The following is a 26,606-nucleotide window of genomic DNA, read 5'->3' on the forward strand; positions in this document are numbered from 1 at the left end:
GGATGAGGGGCCACCGAAAGAGCTGGGTCACTAGGAAACGAAGGGCCAGACCGGTTCGGATGTGCCCAGTTTCGACGCCGGTAAATCCCATTGCAGCACAGCGTCACCGAGGCTAAGCGCTGGTTTGAGACGGTGCCCCGGTCCCCAGCCCGAGGCTTCTGTCACAGGCGAGTAATCCGTGGGTATTGGAATAATGGGCTCGGCCTCGACGTCGTCTTTGCCGAGAACCGCCAATAGCTCGGCGGTGCGGGCAAGGGACAGATGCGCATGCATGATGGAATTACCCGACGCAGCCTCGGCCAATGCGGAAAGGACGGCGGCGGCCATCAGGTAGCCGGTTGCGTGGTCCAAAGCCTGAACCGGCAACGGCGTCGGTTTGTCTGCGTCAGCCCATCCCATGCCCGCATGTGCAATTCCCGCGCTCATCTGGACAAGGCTGTCAAACCCGCGCCGGGTCGACCAGGGGCCTTGCCAGCCATAGGCATTCAGCGTCACCTCGACCCTGTTCGGTGCCAGTTCATCGCGCTTGGCGCGGGTCATGCCAAGCGCGTCCAAAGCGCCGGGCCGGTACCCGTGTACGAACACATCCGCTTGGGGCAGAAGTTCTTGCAGCCGTTCCATGCCATTGGTCGATTTCAGATCGAGATAGGCGCAGTGTTTTCCAAGTGAAATGTCGGGGATCACACCGGGTTCGTCCCAACCGGGCGGATCGATCCGCAGAACCTCGGCCCCGAAACCGGCCAATGTGCGGGTCGATACCGGACCTGCCAGAACGCGTGTAAGGTCAAGAACCCGCAGCCCGGCAAGAGGTCTTGCAGGGGTTGCCTGCGGTCTCTCCCGCAGCTTGACGTACCGGGGGCCTTGCCAGCCAATCAACGGGTCGCGCGATACAGCGCGGCCCTGCGGATGTTCAAGCCACTCGGTCCGGCTGCGCATGGCAGCGGCCACGCCGCCTTCGGCCACAATATCGGTTTCCAAATCGGATATGGCCCGGGTTCTGACGGCTTTTGTCACAGCTTCACGCTCTGGCGGGGTTCCGAGAACCTTCATCGCTGCTGCGCGATGGCGCGGAAGGTTGGTGTGCAGCCTGATCCAGCCATCTGAGGCCCCGTAGTCCCCCGCGACCGCATCCCAAAGGTTTGGCATTTCCCAGCCATCGGACTTGAAGGAATAGCCGAACCACAACGATGCCAGCCGGTGGTCGATGGCGATCTCGGGGGCGTTTTGGGTCAGGTTCAGCGCCTGCATAAAGCGGGCCATCTCTTGCCCAACGGCTGCAAAGCTGGCCGTCGCCAGTTCGGAGACGGCAAAAGCACTTGGCAGAGCGCCTGTGCCGACCTTGCGATATCGGTCGGCGGCGGGAAGGGTGGCAAGAAGGCTCATTGCTGATAAGGATCAAGGCTGTCGCGCAACCCGTCACCCAGGAAGTTGAAGGCCAGTACGATCACGATAATCGGCAGCATCGGGATTGCCGTCCAGGGGTAGATCTCGATCGATGCGAGGTTTTGCGCGTCATTCAGCATCACCCCCCAGCTGACCGCTGGTGCACGAAGGCCCAGGCCAAGAAAGCTAAGCGCCGTTTCCCCAAGGATCATTGCCGGGATCGACAGGGTGGCTGATGCAATCAAGTGAGACATGAAATTCGGCAACAAGTGCTTACGGATCACCCGGCCCGAGCTTGCACCCATCATTTCTGCCGCACGAACGTATTCTTCCTCGCGTAGTGACAGGAACTTTGCACGAACTGAACGCGCCAGTCCTGGCCAGTCGAGGATGCCGAGGATGATCGAAATGATGAAGAATACGGCAACCGGGCTCCAGTTCGATGGCACGGCGGCAGACAGTGCCAGCCACAGCGGCAGTTCCGGCAGTGAACGCAGGATTTCGATGACCCGGTTGATGACCCAGTCAATGCGCCCCCCGAAATAACCCGCCATCGAACCGAACAGGATACCCAGAAAGAATGACACCGAAATACCGATCAGCCCCACGGTCAGCGACAGCTGCGCCCCATAGAGGATGCGGCTGAAGATATCGCGACCCAGCCTGTCGGACCCCCAGAGGAACAAGGTGGCACCATCCGGCGCGCAGAAAAGATGCCTGTCTGTCTTGATAAGACCCGCAAGTCGATATTCGGACCCTTCACAGAAGAACCGGATCGGGCGCGGGTCGTCAGTGTCAGGGACGAACTTCCACTGGAAGGTTTCCAGATCCGCCTCGGCGACGATTGGAAAAACATGGGGGCCGATAAAAGCGCCTTCGTAAAACCAGTTCACCGATTGCGGTGGCGCATACAGATGCTCTCCGTTCCGGTCATTCGGGCCATACGGCGCGATGAAACCGGCAAATGGGAGCATCAGATAGCACATTAGCAGGAAGATGCCCGAGATCAGACCCAGCTTATGCGTGCGGAACTTGCGCCAGACCAATACCCAGTTGGGGGCATCCAGATCGGCGCGTTCCAGTTGCTGTATCGACGCCTGCGGATCAAACGGCGCGTCATCGACGTAGCGGTTGTCAGGAGTATCGGTCATGCTTCGCGCCCCTCATATCGTATGCGGGGATCCAGCATCACCAGCAGAATATCCGAGATCATCGTGCCGATAAGCGTCAGCAGCGCGACAAACATCAGGATAAACGCGGACAGGAATTGGTCCTGCGTTTTCAGTGCTGTCAGCAAAGTCGGCCCGATGGTTTGCAAGCCCAGAACGACTGACACCAGAACCGATCCCGACACCATAGATGGCAGAAGGTTACCGATATCCGCAACGAACGGGTTGAATGCCACGCGCAACGGATATTTCGTCAGCATCCGCGACGGCGCCATACCTTTGGCAATGGCCGTTTCCACATAGGGTTTCCCCAGTTCATCGAGCATATTTGCCCGCAGGCGCTGCATCATCGCCGATGCGCCCGAGGTTCCGATGACAAAAGTCGGAACGATCAGGTGGATGAGAATAGATTTCATCTTGTCCCAACTCAGCGGCTGACCTTCGAATTGCGGATCCATCAGGCCGCCGATAGGCAGGTTGAAATACCGATGCCCGTAGTAGAATAGGATCAGGGCCAACAAAAAGTTGGGTGTCGCTAGCCCCAGATAACCCACAAAGGCCGAGGTATAATCAATCCATGTCCGTGATCGCGCCGCAGCAATAACACCCAGGGGAAGAGCAACGGCATAAACAAACAGGATCGCGGCCAGGTTGACGACGACCGTCAGCCAAAGCGTGTCGCCCACGATTTCAGATACAGGCCGGTCGAACTCAAATGACCAGCCGTAATTACCTTGGATCAGACCCGAAAATCCGTGCGGTCCCGGCCAGAAGCCCACCCAGATCAGGTACTGTTCCCACATCGGGCGATCCAGAGCGTACTCGGCGCGCAGAAACTCGGCCTTGGCGACACCTGCTGACTGGCCCGAGGCCTGAAGCTCGGCAATCTGGTTGCTCAGGTAATCACCGGGCGGCAGGTTGATGATTATGAAAATCAGGACCGAGACCACCAACAATGTCAGCAGCATCGTGAAAAAGCGATACACCGCATAGCGCAGCATGACCATTTAGCTGCTCCTGCTTAGTCGGCGAAAAAGAACTCGTCCGGGCGGTGAACGCCGAAATGCGCACCGGGCTCCCATGCCCACATGGCCTGTTCCGGCACATTGCGCAGACGGTTCGACACGACAATCGGTTGGGGTGCTCCGTTCAGGATACCGATGGCAAAAAGCTGGTCGGCGTGGATTCTCAGCATCTCAGTCCAGACTTCTTTGCGTTCGTCATCGGTAGTTGCGACCTCCCAGTCATGGGCCAGTTGCATCAGGCGTTCTGCCTCGGGCATGTCGGGGGCTTCCCCGGCTTCACCACCTGTCTGATAAAACTGGCCCCATTTTGGCCAGGCCAGGAAGACCTGATCGGTTGGTGCCAGGTACGCCGGGGACGTGTGCGCCTGCGGGATACCGTCATCCCACCCATACCAGACCGATGCCATCGAGTTACCTGCAAACACCCGGTTGCGCAGGATATCGCGATCCAACGGGCGCATGACCAGCTTGACCCCGATCTCGCGCCAGGTGTCAGTAACGATCTGAAGGGCGTTTTCAACCTCTTGCCGCTCGCCAGCGGTTTCGATCACCAGCTCCATAGGGCGCCCGTCCGGTAGCAGGCGAATACCGTTCTTGTCGCGCTTGGTCAGGCCGACCTCATCCAACAACGCATTGGCCTGGCCGACATCGTAACCGGCCCATGCGGTGGCATTCTTCTCATCATAAAAGGGCGAGGCCGGCAGAACCGACATTGCGCCGGGATGCGCTAGCTTGAAATACAAAGCTTGGTTGATTGTCTCGCGGTCGATGGCAAGGGACAGGGCGCGCCGTACACGGACGTCACGCAGCACATCGCGCCAGACGTCATCCTCGAAATTGAGGTTCGGATAGATCGCGATTTGCGATGCAACGCCGGTTTTCCACAGCAATGTCTTGTAGCCGCCTTGCGCTTCGCCTTTTTTCAGGATCGAAGCGTCGCGGAAATCCAGACCCCGGCCTTGCAGGTCGCTTTCCCCTGCATTGGTTTTGGCAGCGACCAGACCGGGGGCAACGATCTCCATCTCGACCACATCGATATAGGGCAGTTGAACCCCTTTGCTGTCGATACGGTGGTAATAGGGGTTACGTACGAAATTGTGGCGGATTTTCTTGCCGGAACTTGCGTTCAGCCACGGTTGCAACGTGGGCAATTCGTGATTGTCGAACTTGTACAGGTTGTCGAGCTTGTTGTGCAGCGCGGCCCAGCTTTTGACGCGGGCATCGTCGACCAGAAAGGCAAGTTCCTCGGGGTCGGCATATTTCTCGTGATATCGTTTCAGGAAAGCTGCAGGACGATAGATAAACGGCGGTCTTGCCTGAGCCAGCGATTGTAGAAAACCCGGGTTAGGGTCTTCCCATTCGAAAATCACCGTGGTTTCATCCGGGAAGGTAACGGTGGGTGATTTGCCTTCGACAATCAGAAAATCCGGCGGGCCTGACGGGCTGAGCAATTTGTTGTTGGCAACGTCTTCCCACCAATAGCGGAAATCTTCCGACGTAAACGGAGAACCGTCTGACCATTTGTGCCCTTCGCGCAGTTTCAGGGTGAACTTGCGGCCGTCTTCGTTTTCAAACGATGCCAGCAAATCGGGGATAATCTCGTAGTTCTGGTCGAAACCGACCAGCCGCGCATAGCCATAGACAACCATCTGGCGGATATCTTTGGACCGCGTGATCATGGTGCGCAGGGTGCCGCCTTGTTTGCCGAACTCGCGACCCTTTGCTGCCAGATCTACAATCAGCGGGTCCGCTGGCAGGCGCTCCTGAACGGGTGGCAGATTGCCCGCTTCTACTTCCGCGTTCCAGAACGCGCTTTCCTGCGGCGTCGGAATTGTCTCTGCCGTGGCGGGCAGCATCCCGATGAGCGCCAGCGAAGCGGCCAGGATCAGGGGGCGAGTGGTCTTAAACATGGCAACGTACCTTATGGCCCGGTTCCAATTCCACCAATGAGGGTATCACGGTGTCCGAGAAACGAAAGGCTTCATCCCAACTGTCCGGCGCGCCGGCGCCCAAGGAAACCACTTGCAGGTCGATCGGGCGATTGATGTCGGGTTCGGGTTGAGCGGCAATCAGCGCTTTGGTGTAGGGGTGGCGCGGATTGTAGAAAAGAGTTTCGGGGGGTGCTTGCTCGACGATCAGGCCGCGACGCATCACGGCAACTTCGTCGGCGATCCGCGCGACCACAGCCAGATCGTGCGAGATGAACAGATAGGACAGGTTCAGGCGTTCCTGCAGATTTTCCAACAGGGTCAGAATCTGCTCTTGTACCGATACGTCCAGCGCCGAGGTGGGTTCGTCACACACGATGAGCTGCGGGTCGAGCATCATGGCGCGGGCTATCGACAGACGTTGCCGCTGCCCCCCCGAAAAGGCGTGTGGATAGCGTTTCAGCATGTCGGCTGTCAGGCCGACGCGCTGCAACATCTCGGCGGCCTTGTCGCGCTGCTCGGCCGTTGTTCCGATGCGGTGAATTTCCAGCGGCTCGGTCATCGCGTCCTGAATGCGCATCCGCGGGCTGAGCGAGCTGTAGGGATCCTGAAACACCATCTGCGCATTGCGCTGAAACGCCGTGCGCTGGGCGCGGGTCATGTTGTGCACTGTGATAGGATCGGCATTCGGCACGGTGCGAAACAGGACTTCTCCACCGGGATCGGGCAGTTCCGCACCCAACGCGATCCGCGCGGCTGTTGTTTTACCTGATCCGCTTTCACCGACAATGGCCAGCGTCTTGCCGCGTGCCAAATTCAGATCGACCCCTTTGCACGCATAGATTTCCTTGTCGGCCTGCCACCCTTTGCTGGACCGCATCGTGTAGGTTTTGGAGACACCCTTCATCTGAAGGATCAGATCGTCGTCCGGCATCGGTATACCCACAGCATCCTGATCTGGAATTTCCGGTGCAGCATCAAACAGTTGTTTGGTATATGGATGTGCGGGGGAGGTCAGGATTGGTGCGGCCGGGCCAGCCTCCATGATGCGGCCCTTGTGCATGACCACAACCTGTTCGGCCATGTTGGCGACCACGCCCAGATCATGGGTCACCAGAATAAGCGCCATGCCGGTCTCGCGCTGCAATTCCTTGATCAGCCCCAGAACCTGCGCCTGAGTGGTCACATCCAGCGCGGTGGTTGGCTCATCCGCGATCAGCAGTTCGGGTTTGGATACCATTGCCATCGCAATCATGGCGCGTTGGCGCATTCCGCCCGACAGTTCGAACGGGTAGGAGTCATAGGCGCGCTGCGGATCTGGAAAGCCCACGCGCTCGAACTGCGTCAGGACATTTTTGCGCGCCTCGGACTCGGAAAGCCCACGATGGAGCCACAGGACTTCACTGACCTGATTCCCAATCTTGTGCAGAGGTGACAGCGATCGCATGGGTTCCTGAAAGATCATCGAAACGCGATTGCCACGAATGCCGCGCATTTCCCGCTCGGAGACAGCTGTCAGGTTACATGTGCCCTTGGAATCATTCAGAGTTATCGTGCCGCTGCGTATCTGGGCCGTTCGCGGCAGAATCCGCAAGACGGCCCGGCACGTGATGGTTTTACCCGATCCCGATTCACCGACCAGCGCCAAGGTTTCTCCTGGTTTGACATCGAAATTCACATCCGTGACCACTGAACTTCCCGCACCAAAGCCGATGCTGAGGTCTCTGACAGACAACAACGCTCTCATGCAGGTTTTCCAACCGTTTGGCCGCTTGGTGACATCGGTCGTTTCAACTCCCCGTGATTTTTTCGTCAGTGTCGCGCGGTTCCGCCTGTCTAGTCAAACCCGTTCTTGGGCTGAAATGTCGCGAAAATGTGAAACTTTGGGCTTCGTCGCTACACAAAGTCTTGAGAATTTGTCATCTAAGGCGGCGTCGGGGGCACCTATGCTTTCGATTGGTATCAAGGAGATATTTGCCAGTGTCCGAGAATCAAAGTCGTCTGGACTTGTTTATCGATCGTATGGTGTCGCAGCGCGCCTGCCTGGATCACGCGATTGCGCAAACGGCAGGCATGGCTGGCCCGGTGTTTGAACTGGGGTTGGGCAATGGGCGCACCTATCATCATCTTGTGCAGCATATCGATGGACGTCCTGTCTTTGTTTTCGAACGCGCGGTGGCTTCGCACCCTGATTCAACCCCGCCCGAGGATCGGGTGATCTTGGGGGATGTGCGCGAGACGCTGCCAGCGGCGGTCGACAGGTTTGGACCGACAGCAAGCCTGATTCATGCAGACCTTGGGGGGCATAATCGCGAAAAGAACGACATCTTTGCGCGGCTTGTTTCCCCGTTGATCGAGCCCTTGCTGGCACCGGGTGGATTAATGGTTTCAAGTGACCGGATGTATTTCGAGGCGCTGGAGGAAATGCCGTTGCCCGAGGGTGCCGTCGAAGGGCGCTGTTTCATCTATCGGCGTTGACCAGAGAGAAGGGGCCTGCATGATATTCTACGATTGCTCTACGGCCCCAAACCCGCGCCGTGCCCGCATGTTCATCGCGGAAAAAGGGTTGAACATCGAAACGCACGAAATCTCGATTGCTGAGGGCGCGCAGTTGAGCACTGAGTTTCGTGCAGTGAACCCCCGGGCCACAATCCCGGTTCTGGTAACGGATGACGGCGCAGTCCTGACCGAAAATCTTGGCATCGCCGCGTATCTTGAAGCGCGTTTCCCCGAGCCGCCCTTGATGGGCCGGACCGCTGATGAAAAAGGGTTGGTCCTGATGTGGAACGCAATTGCCGAGCAGCAGGGCGGTGCGCCCATCGCTGAAGCTTTACGCAACAGCCATCCGGCGTTCAAAGACCGTGCTATTCCCGGCACGGTTAATCATGCGCAGATCCCCGAACTGGCGCAGCGTGGGCGCGAGCGGGTTGCGTCATTTTTTGAACTGCTGGAGGCGCGGTTGATGCAAAGCGCGTATGTTGCGGGCGATGTATTCACTCTGGCGGATATATCCACTTTTGTTTTTGTCGATTTCGCGCGCGTCATTAAGATGCGGATACCGGACGGCAATACGAACACGCAGGTTTGGTTTGAAAGCGTGAAAGCCCGCCCAAGCGCCCAGCTTTAGGTTTGCAAAGCATTCGGCAGAGTTCTCGCATTCCGTACTGTACATAAATGTCTAGACAGAACTGAACAGTGCCACTAGCGTCTTCTCAGATTCTGTTCAGGGAGGTCGGGATGAAATCCCAATATCGCGTAGTGGTCATTGGTGGGGGCGTCGTTGGTGCTTCGGTTCTGTATCATCTGGCCAAATTCGGCTGGTCCGATGTGGTCATGCTGGAGAGGCGGCGGCTGGCATCGGGATCGTCCTGGCATGCAGCGGGCGGCATCCATGCCCTGAACGCGGATCCGAACATGGCCTCGTTGCAGGCCTACACAATTGACCTACTGAGTGAGATCGAAAAAGAATCGGGCCAGAATATCGGTTTGCACATGACCGGTGGTCTGACGCTGGCCGGTACGCCTGAACGCTGGGAGTGGTTGCAGGCCAATTACCGCATCTTCCAGTCAATCGGCATTGATGATTGCGAGCTGCTGACCCCGCAAGAGGCACGGAGACGCTGCCCAATCATGTCAACCGACGGTGTTTTGGGCGCGATGTGGGCGGATCGCGAAGGGTATATCGATACGACAGGCACAGTTCAGGCTTATGCGACTGCGGCCAGGAAACGTGGTGCCGAATATTATGAGGAAACCAAGGTCGAAGAGCTGATCCAGACGGCAGATGGCTGGCAGGTGGTGACCGATAAGGGCACGATCACCTGTGAACATGTGGTCAACGCGGCCGGGCTCTGGGCCAAGCAGGTTGGGCGCATGGCCGGGGTAGAGTTGCCAGTCTCGCCGTTGAAGCACCACTATCTGATCACAGACACTGTGCCCGAAGTGGCGCAGGCGGATTTCGAGATGCCGATGACTGTGGACCTCGAAGGATTCACCTATATGCGGCAGGACCAGAAGGGTGTTCTGGTTGGGATCTACGAGGTCGATCACGAACACTGGGCGATGGACGGAGCGCCGTGGAACTATGGCGAGGAACTGTTTCAGGAACAGCTTGACCGGATCGAGAACGAGCTGACGCTGGGCTTTGAGCGGTATCCGTCGATCCAGAACGTGGGCATCAAGACATGGGTCAATGGTGCGTTTACGTTCTCACCGGATGGTAACCCGCTGGTTGGTCCGGTTCCGGGCAAACGGGGATATTGGACGGCCTGTGCTGTGATGGCGGGCTTCCTGCAAGGTGGGGGTGTTGGCAAAACGCTGGCCGAATGGATGATCCATGGCGAGCCCGAAGCGGATGCCTGGCCGATGGATGTGGCGCGCTATGGTGATTTCGCACAGAACAAGCGGTATATCCGTGAAACCACTGGCCAGTTCTATTCGCGCCGCTTCGTGATGACCTATCCGAACGAGCAACTGCCTGCGGGTCGCCCGCTGAAGATGGCCCCGGCGCATGACGCGATGACCGAGGCCGGTTGCAAATGGGGTGTCAGCTGGGATCTGGAGGTGCCGCTGTATTTCGCGCCCAAAGGGTTCGAGGAAACGCCAACACTCAAACGTTCGAACGCGCACGACATTGTGGCCGCTGAATGCAGGACCATCCGTGAGGGCGTGGGTCTGATGGATATCACGGGTTTTTCCCGCTTTGAGGTTTCGGGCCCAAATGCCGAGGCTTGGCTGGATAACGTTATGGCGTCGAAACTGCCCGCCCCGGGACGTGCCAAACTGGCGCCGATGCTGGGCGAGGACGGGCGGCTCAAAGGCGATCTGACCGTGTTGAACTGGGGCGATGGCACCTGGTGGATCATGGGCAGCTATTACCTGCGCGCCTGGCATATGCGATGGTTCAACGATCATATGATGGATGGGGTCACTGTCCGCGACCTGGGAGAGGAGTATTGCGGGTTCGCCGTGGTCGGACCAAAATCGCAGGCGGTGGTCGAAAAAATGGCCGAACAGGATATCTCGGGTCTGAAATTCATGGGCTGCGGTGATTTCGACATCGGTCTCGTCCGTGCCCGCGTGGCTCGTATGTCGGTGACCGGCGAAAAAGGGTATGAAATCAACTGCCGCTATGGCGATCACATCAAGCTGCGCCGCATTTTGCTGGAAGCCGGTGCAGAAGAGGGTATCCGCGAGTGCGGTTTCAATGCGATGCTGTCAACCCGGCTTGAGAAAAGCTTTGGCATCTGGTCGGCAGAGTTCACGCAGGCTTACACACCCGGCATGACCGGCATGGATCGCTGGATCGACTGGGACAAGGATTTCATCGGCAAGAAGGCCGCTCTGGCCGAGCGGGATGGCAATGGCCCGGCGCAGGTGCAGGTGACACTGGAAATCGATGCGTTGGACGCCGATGCCAGCGGGTATGAGCCGGTCTGGGCCAATGGTGAACGCGTGGGTTTTGTGACCTCAGGCGGTTACGGGCACTATACCGGCAAGTCGTTGGCAATGGCCTTGATTGACCGTGACAAGGTGGACCCAGGTACGGAACTGTCTGTCCATGTCGTAGGGGTGGAATGTCCGGCGCGGGTAATTGCACCGTCGCCCTACGACCCTCAGGGCAAAGCGATGCGGGGCTGATCATGGCCGCTCCGGACCGACGACGCCGAAGGCGAGGGGGCGAGGCTGCCCCGCAGCCCAGCCGCGACGTGAACTATCGCCAGCTTAGGAACCCTTTCCCATTGATGGAGGTGTTCCCGGCTGACCAGATTGCGGACATGCACGAGACAGCGTTGCGTACGCTCGAGGAGTTGGGTGTAAAGACCCTGCTTCCCGAGGCGCGCAAGCTGTTCAAGCAGGGTGGCGCGCGCGTGGATGAAGACAGTGAGATGGTCTTTATCGGGCGCGAGATGGTTGAGGCTGCCGTTGCCTCGGCCCCCAAATCTATTGCTTGTCGTGCCGGTTCACGGCATCGGGATTTCACTCTGGAACTGGGTTCGCTGGTGTTTCAACCGGGGGCAGGCGCGCCGAACGCAACCGATCTGGAACGTGGTCGCCGCCCGGCGACAGGTCAGGATTATCTGGAGTTTCTGAAGCTCACCCATCATTTCGATGTGTTCCAGATGATCTCTCCTCAGGTTGAACCTCAGGATGTACCGACGCATCTGCGCCACTACTTCACGACACAGGCACAGATGGAACTGACCGACAAGTTCCCGTTCTTCTTCTCGCGCGGCACGCCGCAGGTCATGGATTGCTTTGAGATGCTGTCCACGGCGCGAGGTCTGTCGGATGATGAGTTCCGGGGCAACGCGCATTGTTACACGATCATCAACACAAACAGCCCGCGCACGCTGGACATTCCCATGGCGCAAGGCCTGATCGACTTTGCGCGCCACGGTCAGATGTCGATCATCACACCGTTCACCCTGATGGGGGCGATGGCGCCGATCACCGTGGCCGGGGCAATCACCCTGTCCCATGCCGAGACGCTGGCCGCGCTGACCTTGGCGCAGCTGGCCAGACCGGGCGCTCCGGTCTGTTATGGCACGTTCACCAGCAATGTGGACATGAAATCCGGTGCACCTGCATTCGGGACGCCCTCGCATTTTCAGGCATCACTGGCCGCAGGCCAACTGGCGCGTCACCTTGGCCTGCCCTGGCGGTCGGCGGCAGGGTCAGCGTCAAACAGCAACGACGTACAGGCGGCGAATGAAAACCAGTTTGGCCTTTGGGGTTGCCTGATGGCCGGCGCGACTGTGATCATTCATTCAGCGGGCTGGCTGGAAGGGGGATTGACCGTATCCTTCGAAAAGCTGGTCTGTGATGCCGAGGTGCTGAACATGGTGGCCGAGCTTTGCGCAGGCGCGCAGGCGGGGCCTGCCGAGATTGGCTTTGACACCGCTTTAAGTGAGGTCGCGCCCGGCGGTCATTTCTTTGCCTGCCCCCAGACGATGGAGCGCTACATCACCGAGTTCTATCAACCGCATGTCCATGACTACGCCAATTTCGGCACATGGACCGAACGCGGTTCAACAGATGCCAACCAACGTGCAACGGGGGTTTGGCAGGGTATCCTGAACGATTTCAAGGCCCCTGCCTTAGACAATGATCGTTTTGGTGCCTTGCAGGACTTTATCGCACGTCGCACCGCAGAGGGCGGGGCGCCACCGGAGAGTTGAATGAACAACAAACCTATCCTTCACCGCGATGATCCCGAGGCCGAGCCCCTGATCGGCAATATCAAGGTGACCCGCGACGATTGGCTGAACGTGGCGATGGACGTGCTGATTTCGGACGGGGTGGACCAGATCAAGGTTCTTAACCTGGCCGAGCGGATGGCCGTGTCACGTTCATCCTTCTACTGGTACTTCAAGTCCAGACAGGAACTTTTGGATGCACTGCTGGCGCGGTGGCAGGCGACCAATACGGTTGCGCTTGTAAAACAGGCCGAAGCGCCAGCCGAAACGATAACGGGCGCGGTCTGCAACGTGCATCGTTGTGTGGTCAACACGGATTTGTTTGACACCGCATTGGACTTTGCCGTGCGCGACTGGGCGCGTAAATCGGGCAAAGTACGCCGTGCGCTGGATCAGTCTGACACACGGCGGCTTGAAGCTTTGCACGCGATGTTCGCCAGATACGGCTATTCCGAAATCGAGTCCGAAACGCGTGCGCGCGTGCTGTATTACATGCAGATCGGATATGATCTGGCACAATTGAACGAACCCTTCGAGACGCGGATCTCGATGGTGCCGCATTACCTATACGCCTTTACGGGCGTTGAACCGAAACCCGAAGAAGTTGAAGAATTCAGCGCATATTCCCGGCGCTACTGGAAAGGAGACCCGACATGAGTCAACCAGACGCAATCATCATTGGCACAGGTGTGATCGGCGCGGCCATCGCGTTCGAAATGTCCAAGGCGGGCTGGAAAACCCTGTCTCTGGATCGCAACGCACAGGTTGGACACGGTTCAACCGCCGGGTCCTGCGCGATCATCCGGATGCATTATTCCACCTTCGATGGAACGGCGTTTGCCTGGGAAGGCTATCATTACTGGCGCGACTGGGCTGACTATCTTGGACTGCCAGAGGGGGCCAATCTGGCTCAGTTCAGGGAAACCGGCTGCCTGGTTATGAAGACCGAGGCGAACGGGATGCTGGAAAAGCACATGCGCAATTCATCAGAACTGGATTGCCCGTTCGAAGAATGGTCGGGGGATAAAGTGGTTGAACGCCTGCCGGTTTATTCGCTGGACAGCTTTGCCCCGGCACGCCGCATGGATGACCCGGAATTCGGCCAGCCCAACGGGCGAAAGATGACGGGTGGAGTGTACTGGCCGCAGGCGGGATATGTCACCGACCCGGCCTTGTCGGCGCAAAACCTGATGGATGCTGCCAAACAGCACGGAGCCGAGGTTCGCACCAGTGCCGAAGTAACCGAGATCCTGACCGAGGATGGACGTGTTTCCGGTGTAAAACTTGCCTCAGGCGAAGAAATACGCGCAAGGGTTGTCGTGAACGTGGCCGGGCCGGGCTCGGCTATCATCAATGGGATGGCAGGCGTTCTGGATGACATGACCATCAAAACCCGCCCCCTGCGGCAAGAGGTCGTACATGTCCCTGCCCCGGAAGGGTTCGACTTTGAAAACGACGGAACCATCGTCTCGGACAGCGACATTGCCTGCTATTGCCGCCCGGAACACGGCAATCACATCCTTGTGGGATCAGAGGATCCGGAGTGTGATCCGCATCAATGGTGCGAGGATGACGTCACCTACAACCGCGAATTCACGGATCAATGGACCACACAGGCCATGCGATATGCGCAGCGCGTGCCTTCCCTTGGCATCCCATCGAAAACGCGTGGTGTGGTTGACCTTTACGATGCCTCAACCGACTGGATTCCGATCTATGACAAATCCAACCTGCCGGGGTTTTACATGGCCTGCGGATCCAGCGGGAACCAGTATAAGAATGCACCGATTGCGGGTAAGATGATGGCAGCCCTGATCGCATATTGCGAAGGCGGAGCGGATCACGACGCGGAACCGCTGCAATTCGAACTGCCTTATATTAAACGGACCATCGACGTGGGCTTTTACTCACGCAAGCGCCCGATCAATGAGGAAAGCAGTTTTTCGGTTCTGGGCTAGTCGGGTTTTGGCATCGATCAAAGTCGAGTGGGGCAGGTTAACAGCTGGCCTCGCTATGACCGGCCGAGGGATAGGCGCATAGCTTCCGGGCTGCGCATCGGACGGCATATCCTGATACGAGCTACGTTGCCGTGAAAGTCACCCAGGCCCAGACCATCGCCACATAGGTCAGGTTGTGCAGGCACTGGTCTAACCCAGCCGCACGCCAGAACGCGGCCTGCGTCGGCTCAAGCTGTTTCTTGTCTGAATAGCTAGCTTTCAAGAAATCGATATTGAAATGAATGACCCATTCAAGCAGTCCGACAATCAGGATGAACAATACCGGAGCGCCAAACGCGGCAAACACGATGACAGAGCCCGCAACATGTACTGCTGCGTGCTGCGCGCGTCCCAAGTGAAAATACTCGCCTCGGCCAGAGAGCATTTTCGGTGTTTGGAGGTAGTAGTCAGCGAACATGTGCTTGACCTGAAAAAGGCAAAGCATAAGTAACACCGCGCCAATACTGGCAGTCAAAAGAACCCTCCCGATATCGTTCTAAACTGACTTTAGGCAATAACACGGCCATGCGTAAATGAACTAGTTCACATAAGATAAAGAAAATTCTCGGGTGGGAAAAAATTTGCATAACGTGTCAGTATGGCAGTAAATTCAAACCGTTGAATCCGGGTGCGTGGCATCCGGGCCGCGTTATCAGCCAGCAGTAGGGGCAGGTTCCATAGAACGCACGATTTTCCGCTTTATCTGGAAATACTCCAAACGCGATCAGCTGATCCTGCTGGCTGTGACGGCGACGTTGTTTCCGCTGCTCTATCTTACGCTGGAGTTGCCCAAGCGTATCATCAACGACGCAATCGGTTCGACAACGGCCGAAGTGGATGTCTGGGGCTATACGCTTTCACAGACGAATTTCCTGATCATCTTGTGCTTTGTTTTCCTTGTTGCCGTGTTGGCGCACGGGCTGATGAAAATGCGCATCAACACCATGAAGGGTGTGCTGAGCGAACGCATGCTGCGACGGTTTCGGTATCAGCTGGTCAGCCGCGCGCTTCTTTTTCCGCAACCCTATTTCGAACGGGTCAGCCAGGGCGAAATGGTCTCGATGATCACAGCTGAGAGCGAACCGATGGGTGGGCTGATGGGCGATGCGATCAGCCAGCCGGTTCTGCAAGCCGGTCAGATGATTACCATCCTTTCTTTCCTGTTCTTGCAAAGCTTTTGGTTCGGGCTGGCCGCTGTCGCCCTGATCCCGGTGCAGGCCTGGTTAATCCCTAAATTGCAGCGTCAGATCAACCTGTTGAACAAGAAACGTATTCAGGAAGTTCGGGCGTTGGCTGCCCAGATCGGCGAAAACGCGGCAGGTGCGTCAACCCTCCGCAGCAATGGCGGCTGGCGCTATCGCCGGGCTATGATCTCCGATCAATTGGGGCGGCTTTTTGCGATCCGCTTTGATATTTACCAGAAGAAGTTCTTTATGAAATTCATAAACAACTTCATCTCGCAGCTGACACCATTCATGTTCTACCTGATCGGTGGCCTTCTGGTGTTGCAGGGCTCGGTTTCTTTGGGGGCGTTGGTTGCGGCGCTGGCGGCGTACAAGGATCTGAGCTCACCCTGGAAAGAGCTGCTGACCTATTACAACCAAACTCAGGACATGTCGTTGCGCTGGGATATCGTCGTTGACCGTTTCGATCCGGCTGGACTGAAGGACGAAGCGCTGTTCGAGGGCGAACCAGCAGAGCGCCCCCACCTCAGCGGCGATATAGCACTAAAGCACGTCTCGGTTCGCGACATGGACGGCAATCAGGTGCTGGATGATCTGAATCTGACTTTCCCCGGCGGCAAAACGATTGGTATCGCCGCACCCAGCGAAGAGGACCGTCGCGCCATGGGGGAGTTACTGACTCGCGAGATTTTGCCCGCTGCCGGCACGGTTCAGGTGGGGGATCTGAACCTGGCAGACCTGCATCAGGGCGTGGTGGCCGCACGTATCGGGTATGCCACATCCCGCCCGGTCATGTTTCAGGGAACGTTGGGTGACAACGTGATGATGCCGATGCGGTTCAAACCCTTGGCTGAATCCACAGATGACCCAGATTTTGCCGAGACCTTGCGGGCTGGAAACAGCATGGATCCGTTTAGGGTGGAATGGCTTGACCCGGCGCTGGCCGGGTTTGAAGACGCGACGGCGTTGCGCGATTGGTGGTTGCAACTGATTGATGGAATGGGGTCCGGGGCTGCCCTGTTCCGGCGTGGTGCTGAACAGAGCTTTGTTGCGACCGAACACTGCGAACTGGCAAAGAAACTGATCGAGCTGCGCCCGCTTGTGCGGCAGGCGGTCCATGACGCGGGTCTTGAGCAGCAGGCGCTGATTTTCGACCGGAATGCTTACAACCCGGCGCTGCCTGTTGCAGAAAACCTGCTTTTTGCGACGCCTCGCGTGCCGGTGACGCAGGCTTTGCTTGCCCGGCAGAAGGTTTTCCTCATGCAGTTGCGAGAGTTGGGACTGGATGAGACGTTGATCGCCCTGACGCGTGACGTGATCGAGATGCTGCGCCAGATCTTCGGGTTCGACGGAACCGACCATCCGTTGTTCCGCAAGCTGGGTCTTGATGCAAAGACCTATGAGGCAGCTGTGGAGCTGGTTGAACAGACCCGCAAAGAGGGAACGTCAGGGCTGGATGACGAACAGCTGGCCAGTATGTTGGCCGTGCCTTTCGTCGTCTCGGCTGAACAGATTGGCCCGGCGTTCACGGATGAGCTGAAGGACCGCATTCTGGAACTGAGGCAGAGTCATTCGGACAAGCTGTTGGAAAGTCTCAAGGACGCTTTTGTTCCGCTGGACCCGGAAGATTTCGCGCCTGGATTGACGGTCATGGAAAACGCGCTGTTCGGCAAGGTCAGCCAGATTGGTGGCGCGCGATCGGATGAGGCCCGCAAGGTCATTGTGGACGTGTTGGAGGAGAACGGCGCGCGTCCTTTGGTGGTCGAGCTGATTTATGACATTCCGGTTGCTTTGGGTGGGCAGAGCCTTCCGGCGGTTTTTGCCGAACCGCTGGCGTTTACCCGCGCGACAATCAAGAAGCCGGATATCCTGATCCTGGAGCAGGCATTGGCCAGTTACGACATGAAAACGCAGGTGTCGGTCTACAAGAAGCTGCGCGAGCTGTTGCCGGATGCCACGGTGTTCTACCTCAATGACCAGTTCGAAAACCCGGACGTATTCGACATGTTCGTGGAAATCCGGCAAGGTCGTGTCGTCTCGGACGGAGGACCGGTGGACGTGGGAAAAGACAGCGCATCTTCAGCAGATCTGGCGCGGAAACTTCGCGCGCTGGAGCAAACTCCCTTGTTTTCGGGGCTGGACCGGAGGCAACTGCGCCTTCTGGCTTTTGGCGCGCAGTGGTTTGATGCCAAGCCCGGGCAGGTGGTGTTCCTGAAAGATGATCAGCCGACCGATGGCGCTTATGTGGTGCTGGAGGGTGAGGCCGGCCTGTACCTGCCGCAGGAAGATGGCCCCGACCAGTTGATCACCACCGTGGGGCCGGGCGCATTGGTGGGTGAGCTTGGTCTGATCCGCAAAGAACCACGCGCGCTGAGCATGGTGGCCGAAACAAACCTATCCTGTCTTCGGATCGGTGAAGAAGAGTTCCTGGCCGTTGTGGAAAACGATGCGGCAACCGCGTTCAAGCTGATGCAGGTGATCGCCGGTTACGTGTCCAATTAGGCGTGATCAGCTGGCAGGTTCGCAAAACAGATCGTACAGCAGGCCGATCATCTGCGCTGCATTCCCATCGCGCAGCGAATAATAGATCGTTTTGCCATCCCTTCGGGTGGTGACAAACCCTTCTTCCCGCAAGCGGGCCAACATCTGGCTGACGGCGGCTTGCCGCAATTGCAGCAAATCTTCAAGCTGGCCTACGGATTTCTCACCATTCCCAAGGTGGCACAGGATCATCAGGCGCCCTTCATGCGCCAGTGTCTTGAGAAATGCCGCCGCGCGGGCTGCATTTTCTTTCATTTCTGATGGTGTGTCCGAGGTGTGTGCCTGAGGTTCGGTTTCTAGGAGTGTCACGTTTTGACCGTTGTGCCATTAATCTTGGGTTAATATGCCTCAAACACGTCTGTGTTGTCACCCCTCGGTTGCAGGGGCACCGCCCTGAAAAGCATTGCCGTTCACATAATCGCAGGGCTCTTCCTGCATTTGCAGATGCAAGCCGCGACCTTCATACGGATGCGCGCGGGCCAGGTCTTCGTCGACATCGATCCCAAGTCCTGGACCGGCCGGAGCGATCACAAAGCCGTCCTCGACCTGAATGGACCCTTTGATCAGCTGATTGTGGAACAGTGTTTCAATGGTCTCCAATAGCAGCAGGTTCGGGATCGACGCGGCCAGGTGGATATTGGCGGCCCATTCCACCGGACCCGCATAAAGATGCGGCGCCATCTGAGCGTTAAATATCTCTGCTATGGCGGCGACTTTCTTCATCTCCCAGATTCCGCCGGCTCGCCCCAGCGCCGGTTGCAGGATTTCCGCAGCCCCGGCGCGCAGAACGGCTCCGAACTCAGCCTTGGTTGTCATGCGTTCTCCGGTGGCGATGGGGATACGGACGTTGCGGGCGACACGGGCCATGTCCTCGATCATATCAGGTGGCGTGGGTTCTTCGAACCATAGGGGCTGGTATGGTTCCAGCGCCTGCCCCAACCGGATGGCTCCAGCCGTGTTGAACTGACCGTGTGTGCCAAACAGCAGGTCGGCCTTGTCCCCCACCGCATCGCGAATTGCCTTACAAAAGGCGACGGACATGGAAATGTCACTCATCGCGGGCATGTGGCCGCCACGGATCGTATAGGGGCCTGCCGGGTCGAATTTCACCGCGGTATAGCCGCGCCGCACCATTTCGGCAGCTGTTTCACCCGCTTGTTCGGGAGAGGTCCAGAAGTCGGTCAGATTGTGATGCGGCAAAGGGTAGAGGTAAGTATAGGAGCGAATTCGTTCGTTCACCTTGCCGCCCAACAGCGCATAAACCGGGCGGTCGCGATCCTTGCCCAGAATATCCCAGCAGGCGGTCTCTAACCCCGAGAATGCGCCCATCACCGTCAGGTCGGGGCGCTGCGTGAAACCGCTGGAATAGGCGCGACGGAACATAAGTTCGATGTTTTCGGGGTTCTCGCCCAGCATGTGCCGTTCGAACACATCCCGAATGACGTGGCGCATCGCCTCGGGTCCGACGGACGAGGCATAGCATTCGCCCCAACCGGTGATGCCGGTGTCAGTCGTCAGTTTAACCAATATCCAGTATCGCCCCCCCCAACCCGGAGCGGGTGGGGCGGTGACGATGATGTCGAGATCCTGCAGTTTCATCTCAGTTCCTCCGAGCCGGGGGATCAGGTTCTGTCGAACAGGATCACGTTGCGCTTGGCAGATCCGGTTTTGGTATCGGCAATGGCCTCGTTGATCTGGTCCAGCGACCAGCGGCCCGAGATCAACTCGTCCAGTTTCAACCGACCCTGCTCATAAAGGTCAATCATCCATGGGATGTCCCGCTGAATAACCACATCACCCATTTTCGAGCCGACAACACCCTGCCCCAGGGCTGCCAGAACAACCGGTTCATAGCTGGCCATGCCGCCCGAATGCGGCATTCCGATCATGATGGCCTTGCCGCCGCGGCCAAGATAGCGCGGGGCCTGATCATAGGCGGCGATTGCGCCGACCGTAATCAGAACCGCATCGGCCCCGCGCCCGCCAAGGGCTTTGAACGCTGCTTTCCAGGGCTCTTTCAGGCTGGCCAATACGCCATGGGTCGCGCCGAATTCCTTTGCGATTTCCAGTTTTTCTTCTGTCATGTCGACGGCCACGATCCGTCGTGCACCGGCGATCCGTGCGCCCTGAATGGCGTTCAGGCCAACACCACCCGCGCCGATGACCACGACATCCTGACCCGGACGCAAATTGGCCGCGTTTACCGCAGCACCAACCCCGGTGATTACCCCGCAAGACAGAAGGCTAGCCAGGTCTTTGGGCAGGTTTTCGGGGATCCTGACGATTTGCCGATGGCTCACCACGACCTTTTCGGCAAAAGCGCCGCAGGCCATGGCCTGTTCCAGAGGACTACCGTCAGCCGTTTTTAGCGGGCCTTTGACGGTGTCGTACGGTGTTTCGCAATTTGTCGGGTGCCCTCCGGCACAGGTGGGGCAGGACCCGCACGCGCGGATCAGCGTTACAACCACAGGCTCGCCAATCCTGAAGTCACCGGCGGCCTCTCCAACTGCGGAGATCACGCCTGCGGCTTCGTGGCCGTAAACGGCGGGCAGAAAGCCGCCCCAGGCACCTTCGGCATAGGATATGTCCGAATGGCAGATGGCTACTGCATCCAGCGTCACTTCGACCTCGCCCGTGCCGGGGGGTGCCAGCTGAACCTCTTCGATAACCAAGGGTTCGCCGAATGCCCGGCAGACTGCGGCTTTGATTGTTTGCATGTTTTCCCTCACTTCCGTTGGGCCCACGGTGGCGTGGGAAAGGATTGATCGCAAGGCAGAAACCGTCATGTGTGTGTCGTTGTTAAGCCACGACAGGCGGGGACCGGCGAAACAACACAAACCCGGCCAGCATCAGCGCCAGCGCCAGCAGGAACGGAGCACCCGGCAAGTACAGCGGTGTGTCGGGGCGAATGAATTGCGCAAATACGCTGGTCATGACCAAGGGCGAAATGACCATCGAAAGCGCGTGGAGCGCGGACAATACACCCTGCAACTCTCCTTGCTGCGAATCCGGTGTCGCTTTGGACATCATTGCCTGAAGTGCTGGTGTGGTGATTGCCCCGATTGCAGTGATTGGGATGAACAAAAGTGCAATGAACCCGTTGGTCAGAAAGGCCAGAATTGCGAAACTGAGGATTTCAAAACCCATCCCGTAGATAATGGCACCCCGCTCGCCGCACAATCGGATTGCGGGGCGGATCAGACCGCCTTGCACAACGGCCATGCCGATTCCATAGACGCCCAGTGACAGGCCGATCATCTGAGGGGACCAGCCGAACCGCTCGGTGGTGAAAAAGGACCAGATAGCGGGGTAGACGTAGATTGAGACCGAATACAGAAAGTAGACCCACAGCATAGGCCGGATACCGGGCAGTGCAGCAATGGCGCGCAGCGAATTCACCGGGTTGGCGCGGCGCAAGTTGAAGGCGCGCCGGGTCTTGTCGGTCACGGTTTCAGGCATCACGAAACAGCCTACGGCAAAGATCAGTGCCACCAGTCCTGCCGCAGCCCAGAACGGGGCACGGGTTCCATATTCGCTGAGCAACCCGCCGATCACCGGGCCAAGGACAAAACCCACGCCAAAGGCCGCACCCAACAGGCCAAAGTTCGCGGCCTTGTCCTTGGGATCGGAGATATCCGCCATGAACGCGGCAGCGGTGGAATGTGTGGCTGCGGTTATACCGCCGACAATACGACCGGCCAGCAACAGCCAGATACTGCCGGCCACGGCCATGACCATATAATCAAGCGCCATGACGAACAGCGACACCAACAGTACAGCTCTGCGACCATAGGCGTCGGACAGGTTTCCCAGGATTGGACCAAAGACGAACTGCATCGCCGCAAAAGCCGTACTCAGCACTCCGCCCCAGATCGCCGCATTGGCAAGTGAGCTGCCCTGCACGTCTACAATCAGTTGCGGCATGATTGGCATCACCAGACCAATGCCCATTGCGTCGATCATGACGATGCTGAGGATGAAGAGTGATGGCAGGCGCATGGGACTCGGGCAGGTGATCTGTTCGTGGCACCCTAGGCACAGTCACCGAATGTGGGAAGACAGAGTTTTACGTACAATCTGCGGTATCACCCGAATTTGCTTGCCAATTCGCTTAGCAATCCGGCCAGTTCCTGTGGATGCGAGAAAAACGGAGAATGCGAACTGTCGATGGTTAGCCGCAGGTCCTTCGGGATGAACGCGCACATGTCCGCCTGATATTCCGTGGGGATCGTTCGGTCATCCGTGGTGCGGATATAGGCCTTGGGTACTTCGTTGAAATTGGTGCTGACCGGCAGTGGTGTTTCCTGGGGGCGAATGGCCTGTGGGCACAAGCGTGCATAGGCAAAGGGCAGAATATCGTCCGGACAATCGTGATAGAACAGCTTGGGTATGGCGTCTACCGACACGGTGTAAGACAGACCGTCTGCGGATTTTTCCACTGCGTGTGCTATGGTTTGCCGTGGCCCGCGTCTGCGCATGTCTGCCAGCGAAAGCCCATCGTGAGGCACGTAGGCGCACAGAAAGATCAGGGCGCGCATGGCGTCCGGTCGAGCCTCGGCGGCGGCGCTGATCGGATAGCCGCCCCACGAGTGACCCACGACAATCGTATCGGGTGTGCAGGCGTTCAGAACGGCATCGCGGCAAGTGTCCAGAGTCACCTCGGACACCGGCGTTGGATCCGCCCCATGACTGGGCAAGTCTATGGCCCGGGCAGAGTGTCCCAAAGCCTCCAGCGCGGGGATCAGATCGCGCCAGCACCAGGCACCGTGGCAGGAGCCGTGGACCAACAGGAAAGACGCCATCGCTGTTCTCCTTCAGATATGCCCGGTATCGGTCAGAAACCGGGTTAGGATTGCTGCGTATTCTGCGGGTTTCTCGACACAGGGCAAATGGCCGGCCCTGCGGATCAGTTCGAATCGCGATCCGGGGATCAGGTCGACGGTTTCGCGCACCAGATCGGGCGGGGTCGAGCCGTCTGCGCTTCCGGCGATGCCAAGCGTGGGCAGGCGCAGGCCGCTTGTGGGTGTATAGAAGTCGGTCCCGGCGATGGCGGCGCAACAGCCAAGATACCCGTCAAGGGGTTGGCTGACCATCATGTCGCGCCATGGCAGGTGGTCTTGCGCCGCGCGGAAATCACGGGAAAACCAGCGTTCCATCGTGGCGTCCGCCAGTGCTTCGATCCCACCGCGACGCACGGCGTCGATCCTATCCTGCCAGACTGCGGGTGTGGCAATTTTGGCAGCGGTGTTCGACAGAACCAGCGCACGTATCTGATCCATACGTTTGACGGCCAGCCCCTGTGCAATCATCCCGCCAATGGACAGGCCGACAAAAACGCAGTCGCGAACCTTCAGGTGATCCAGCAGTACCTCGGCATCACGAATCAGGGCGCCCATAGAATAAGGCACCGGTGGAACCGAGGATTGCCCATGTCCGCGTTTGTCATACCGGATGATGCGCAACCCGTTGGGCAAGTGCGGTAACACGGCGTCCCACAGGTGCAGGTTTGTTCCCAATGGGTTGGCAAAAACCAGTGGCGCGCCATCCGCCGCACCATCGACACGGTAATTCAGTTTCACGTCGCCCAGATCAGCGATCTTCATGACTCAGGTCCTTGCAGCCCCGGCGTTCCAGGTGCAACTTGCACAGGTTTGGGGTGCCTGTCAGGTCAGGAATTCCAACGCCCTGGCAAAAACATCCGGATCGACATTACCACCCGAAGTAACTACGATCACGTCGTCGCCCTCGATCTCGTCGCCCCGGAACAGCGCCGAGGCCAATGCGACTGCGCCGCCGGGTTCCAGCACGATCTTGAGGCGCAGGAAAGCAAGTGCCATGGCCCGCAGCGCCTCGTCTTCGGTGACCGAAATACCGGGTCCGCAAAGACGGTTTAGGATGGGAAAGGTGATATCGCCGGGTTGCGGTGTCAGGATAGCATCGCAAATATTGCCTGATGCCGCGTTGTTGTTCTGAATCCGTCCCGTTGCCAGTGATCGTTTTACGTCATCGAACCCTTCCGGTTCGCACGGGCGTACCCTTAGGTCGGGGGCGTGTTTTTCAAGTGCCAGCGCAATGCCAGAGGTGAGGCCGCCACCACCACAACAGACCAGAACATCCGCCTGAGAAACCCCAAGTTCCGCTGCCTGTCTGGCGATTTCCAAGCCGGTGGTACCTTGCCCGGCAATCACCTGAGGCTCGTCATATGGCCGGATCAGGGTTAGCCCGCGTTCGGCGGCGATGGTTTCCCCGATCTCTTCGCGGCTTTCGTTTGCGCGGTCGTAAAGAACAACTTCACCCCCAAGCGCTCGGGTGTTTTCGATTTTCAGGTGCGGCGCGTCCGACGGCATGACAATGACCGAAGCAATTCCATGTTTCGACGCCGCCATCGCAACGCCCTGCGCGTGGTTGCCCGAGGAATAGCCAATCACGCCGCGCTGGCGTATATCTTCGTCCAGCGCGGATATGGCAGACCAAGCCCCCCGAAACTTGAAACTGCCCGTATGTTGCAGGCATTCCGGCTTGACCCAAATTCGGCGTCCGGCGATCGCGTCAAGAAATGGCGACGACAGAATTGGTGTCTCGCGGACATGTCCCTTAAGCCGTTTGGCCGCGGCTTCGATCATTTCAATTGTGCTCATGCAGCGTTCTTCAATACCTTTTTGATGACATCCAGAGATTGAGGCTCATTCAGGAACGGAACATGCCCGCGATCCGGCACTTCGGCCGAGATCAGACCGGGATGCCGCCGATGCATCTCAGCCAGGGTTTCGGCGCTCAGAACGTCCGAGTTCGCGCCCCTGATCGCGCCGCAGGGTATGTTGCGCAGCGCTTCAAAAAACAACCAGTAATCGGGTATGGCACCGCTCGCGGCCTGTTCCAGAAGCGCTTTGCGCAGGGCCGGATCATAGCGCAGCGCCAGCCTGTCCCCTTGTTGTTTGTATTGAATTTCGGCCTGTTTGCGCCAGATTTCCAGGGGAACTCCGGGGAAATGCGGCTCCATCACATGTTTCAGGGCAGCAGCAGCTTCGTCATAGGTTTTCGCGGTGGGTTGTGCGCCCACGTAGGCCATGATCTTGGCGATGCCTGACGTCTCGATGACCGGCCCCACATCGTTCAGAATCACACCGGCCAAACGTTCGGGGTGGCTTGCCGCCAATGCCATGGCAATCAGTCCGCCCCGCGAGGTGCCCAGAATGGCCGCTTTTTCGATGCCCAGAATATCCAGCAGTTCAATCGCGTCATGGGATTCACGAAAGACGTTGTAATTCATGAGATCGGGGTCGTAGTCCGAGCGACCGCGCCCCCTGTAATCCATAGCAATCATGCGCAGCTCAGTGGCATGTGGTGCAAAATACGAGAAATCCCGGCTGTTTCTGGTCAATCCGGCCAGACACAAAAGCGGCGTGCCCGATCCATGGTCTTCGAAATAGATGCGCTTGCCGTCCGAAGTCGTGAAGTCCGGCATCAAAGACCAGCCAGTTTGGGAATGGTGGTCAAGTCAGACAGTACATGCGCTGGCGTCCACGGCAGCCGGTCCATTGGTTCCCCAATCCGATTGACCCAGGCGGTGACAAAACCATAACCGCTGGCCCCTGCGGCATCCCAGCCGTTTGAACTGACGAACAAGACCTCGTCACGGGCGCAGTCAAACCTGTTCTGAACCAGATCATAGACACGGGAATGGGGCTTGAAGACCCCAACGCTTTCGACCGAGAGCACGTCATCCAGCACATCGCCGATCCCGGCGGACTGAACAGCGCCGTCCAGCATGGGCGGTGATCCGTTGGACAGGATGGCAGTCTGCATCCCGCCATCCTTGAGGGCTTTCAGCATGACAGGAACTTCGGGATAGGCCTGTAACTCCCAATAAAGATCCAGCAGGCGTTGGCGCAATTCTGGATTGCCCTGGAGGCCGGCAGCTTCCAGCGCCCAGTCCAGCCCGTCCTGCGTGACATCCCAAAAATCCGCATGGGCATCCGCCACAGCACGCAGCCATGTGTATTGCAATTGCTTCAGGCGCCAATGCCCCGCGACCTCGGGCCATTTGTCTTTCAGGGCTTCGAACCCCGGCTCGCCTGCTGCCTGCCGGGCGGCGGCCGCAACATCAAACAGCGTTCCGTAGGCGTCGAACACGCAGGTCGTGATTGCCATATGACCCTCCTTTGATTGCGCGCAGGTTG

At 58.2% G+C, this 26,606-nt stretch carries 22 protein-coding genes; 7 read left to right on the forward strand and 15 right to left on the reverse strand.

Translation table 11 applies throughout. The annotated features are described in order from the left end of the window. Positions 1–30: 30 nt before the first annotated feature. The 5 genes from ACR0M9_RS15370 to ACR0M9_RS15390 are packed head-to-tail and all read right to left on the reverse strand — an operon-like array spanning position 31 to position 7,252. Complete coding sequence (locus ACR0M9_RS15370) at positions 31–1,383, reverse strand: CoA transferase (RefSeq protein WP_480774022.1); 1,353 nt, start codon at positions 1,381–1,383, stop codon at positions 31–33. Beyond that, positions 1,380–2,534, reverse strand: coding sequence for an ABC transporter permease (locus ACR0M9_RS15375; protein WP_480484049.1), 1,155 nt, complete (start codon positions 2,532–2,534; stop codon positions 1,380–1,382). The genes ACR0M9_RS15370 and ACR0M9_RS15375 overlap by 4 nt, the downstream gene beginning before the upstream one ends. After that, the gene (locus tag ACR0M9_RS15380) at positions 2,531–3,559 is read right to left on the reverse strand and encodes an ABC transporter permease (protein ID WP_267363792.1); all 1,029 of its coding nucleotides are present in this window, start codon (positions 3,557–3,559) and stop codon (positions 2,531–2,533) included. Before ACR0M9_RS15380 ends, ACR0M9_RS15375 begins: the two co-directional genes overlap by 4 nt. Before the next feature lie 14 nt (positions 3,560–3,573). Then, entirely contained in the window at positions 3,574–5,487 is a 1,914-nt protein-coding gene (locus ACR0M9_RS15385; RefSeq protein ID WP_480484047.1) for an ABC transporter substrate-binding protein, read from the reverse strand. Continuing rightward, a complete protein-coding gene (locus tag ACR0M9_RS15390; RefSeq protein ID WP_480774023.1) occupies positions 5,480–7,252 on the reverse strand; it encodes an ABC transporter ATP-binding protein in 1,773 nt (590 codons plus the stop codon). The genes ACR0M9_RS15385 and ACR0M9_RS15390 overlap by 8 nt, the downstream gene beginning before the upstream one ends. 233 nt (positions 7,253–7,485) lie before the next feature. Between ACR0M9_RS15390 and ACR0M9_RS15395 the strand changes: the two genes are divergently transcribed. The 6 genes from ACR0M9_RS15395 (at position 7,486) to ACR0M9_RS15420 (ending at position 14,662) form a co-directional block, all read left to right on the forward strand. Next, entirely contained in the window at positions 7,486–7,983 is a 498-nt protein-coding gene (locus tag ACR0M9_RS15395; RefSeq protein ID WP_480585924.1) for a class I SAM-dependent methyltransferase, read from the forward strand. Positions 7,984–8,002: 19 nt separating this feature from the next. Continuing rightward, positions 8,003–8,632, forward strand: coding sequence for a glutathione S-transferase family protein (locus ACR0M9_RS15400; RefSeq protein WP_480774024.1), 630 nt, complete (start codon positions 8,003–8,005; stop codon positions 8,630–8,632). Between the two features lie 110 nt (positions 8,633–8,742). After that, complete coding sequence (locus ACR0M9_RS15405) at positions 8,743–11,145, forward strand: GcvT family protein (RefSeq protein WP_480774025.1); 2,403 nt, start codon at positions 8,743–8,745, stop codon at positions 11,143–11,145. Positions 11,146–11,147: 2 nt separating this feature from the next. Beyond that, the gene (locus ACR0M9_RS15410) at positions 11,148–12,686 is read left to right on the forward strand and encodes a trimethylamine methyltransferase family protein (protein WP_480774026.1); all 1,539 of its coding nucleotides are present in this window, start codon (positions 11,148–11,150) and stop codon (positions 12,684–12,686) included. Beyond that, on the forward strand, positions 12,687–13,361 hold the full coding sequence (locus ACR0M9_RS15415) for a TetR/AcrR family transcriptional regulator (RefSeq protein ID WP_209505343.1): 675 nt from the start codon (positions 12,687–12,689) through the stop codon (positions 13,359–13,361). Next, positions 13,358–14,662 (forward strand): NAD(P)/FAD-dependent oxidoreductase, encoded by a 1,305-nt coding sequence (locus ACR0M9_RS15420; RefSeq protein WP_480774027.1) that lies wholly within the window; start codon positions 13,358–13,360, stop codon positions 14,660–14,662. Before ACR0M9_RS15415 ends, ACR0M9_RS15420 begins: the two co-directional genes overlap by 4 nt. Before the next feature lie 121 nt (positions 14,663–14,783). On the opposite strand, the gene ACR0M9_RS15425 is transcribed toward ACR0M9_RS15420, so the two are convergent. After that, positions 14,784–15,146: a DUF3307 domain-containing protein gene (locus tag ACR0M9_RS15425; protein WP_480484076.1), complete on the reverse strand. Its 363-nt coding sequence runs from the start codon at positions 15,144–15,146 to the stop codon at positions 14,784–14,786. Between the two features lie 187 nt (positions 15,147–15,333). On the opposite strand from ACR0M9_RS15425, the gene ACR0M9_RS15430 reads away from it, so the two are divergent. Beyond that, positions 15,334–18,387: a cyclic nucleotide-binding domain-containing protein gene (locus ACR0M9_RS15430; RefSeq protein ID WP_480774028.1), complete on the forward strand. Its 3,054-nt coding sequence runs from the start codon at positions 15,334–15,336 to the stop codon at positions 18,385–18,387. Between the two features lie 6 nt (positions 18,388–18,393). On the opposite strand, the gene ACR0M9_RS15435 is transcribed toward ACR0M9_RS15430, so the two are convergent. The 9 genes from ACR0M9_RS15435 to ACR0M9_RS15475 all read right to left on the reverse strand — a co-directional run bounded on the left by ACR0M9_RS15435 (position 18,394) and on the right by ACR0M9_RS15475 (position 26,577). After that, complete coding sequence (locus ACR0M9_RS15435) at positions 18,394–18,681, reverse strand: ArsR/SmtB family transcription factor (RefSeq protein WP_480488347.1); 288 nt, start codon at positions 18,679–18,681, stop codon at positions 18,394–18,396. A gap of 111 nt (positions 18,682–18,792) precedes the next feature. Next, on the reverse strand, positions 18,793–20,025 hold the full coding sequence (locus ACR0M9_RS15440) for a mandelate racemase/muconate lactonizing enzyme family protein (RefSeq protein WP_480774029.1): 1,233 nt from the start codon (positions 20,023–20,025) through the stop codon (positions 18,793–18,795). 23 nt (positions 20,026–20,048) lie between these two features. Then, a complete protein-coding gene (locus ACR0M9_RS15445; RefSeq protein WP_480546287.1) occupies positions 20,049–21,143 on the reverse strand; it encodes a Zn-dependent alcohol dehydrogenase in 1,095 nt (364 codons plus the stop codon). Between the two features lie 82 nt (positions 21,144–21,225). After that, a complete protein-coding gene (locus ACR0M9_RS15450; protein WP_480774030.1) occupies positions 21,226–22,425 on the reverse strand; it encodes a TCR/Tet family MFS transporter in 1,200 nt (399 codons plus the stop codon). An 86-nt stretch (positions 22,426–22,511) separates the two neighbouring features. Continuing rightward, positions 22,512–23,228, reverse strand: coding sequence for an alpha/beta fold hydrolase (locus tag ACR0M9_RS15455; RefSeq protein WP_480774031.1), 717 nt, complete (start codon positions 23,226–23,228; stop codon positions 22,512–22,514). A gap of 12 nt (positions 23,229–23,240) precedes the next feature. Beyond that, on the reverse strand, positions 23,241–24,029 hold the full coding sequence (gene pcaD, locus ACR0M9_RS15460) for a 3-oxoadipate enol-lactonase (protein ID WP_480774032.1): 789 nt from the start codon (positions 24,027–24,029) through the stop codon (positions 23,241–23,243). A gap of 60 nt (positions 24,030–24,089) precedes the next feature. Then, positions 24,090–25,064 carry a threonine ammonia-lyase gene (locus ACR0M9_RS15465; protein ID WP_480774033.1) on the reverse strand — a complete coding sequence of 325 codons (975 nt, stop codon included), beginning with the start codon at positions 25,062–25,064 and terminating at the stop codon, positions 24,090–24,092. Further along, complete coding sequence (locus tag ACR0M9_RS15470) at positions 25,061–25,891, reverse strand: alpha/beta fold hydrolase (RefSeq protein WP_480774034.1); 831 nt, start codon at positions 25,889–25,891, stop codon at positions 25,061–25,063. Before ACR0M9_RS15470 ends, ACR0M9_RS15465 begins: the two co-directional genes overlap by 4 nt. After that, positions 25,891–26,577: a haloacid dehalogenase type II gene (locus tag ACR0M9_RS15475; RefSeq protein WP_480585960.1), complete on the reverse strand. Its 687-nt coding sequence runs from the start codon at positions 26,575–26,577 to the stop codon at positions 25,891–25,893. The genes ACR0M9_RS15470 and ACR0M9_RS15475 overlap by 1 nt, the downstream gene beginning before the upstream one ends. Between the last annotated feature and the right edge of the window lie 29 nt (positions 26,578–26,606).

It is taken from the genome of Ruegeria sp. CH2, from assembly GCF_056537065.1.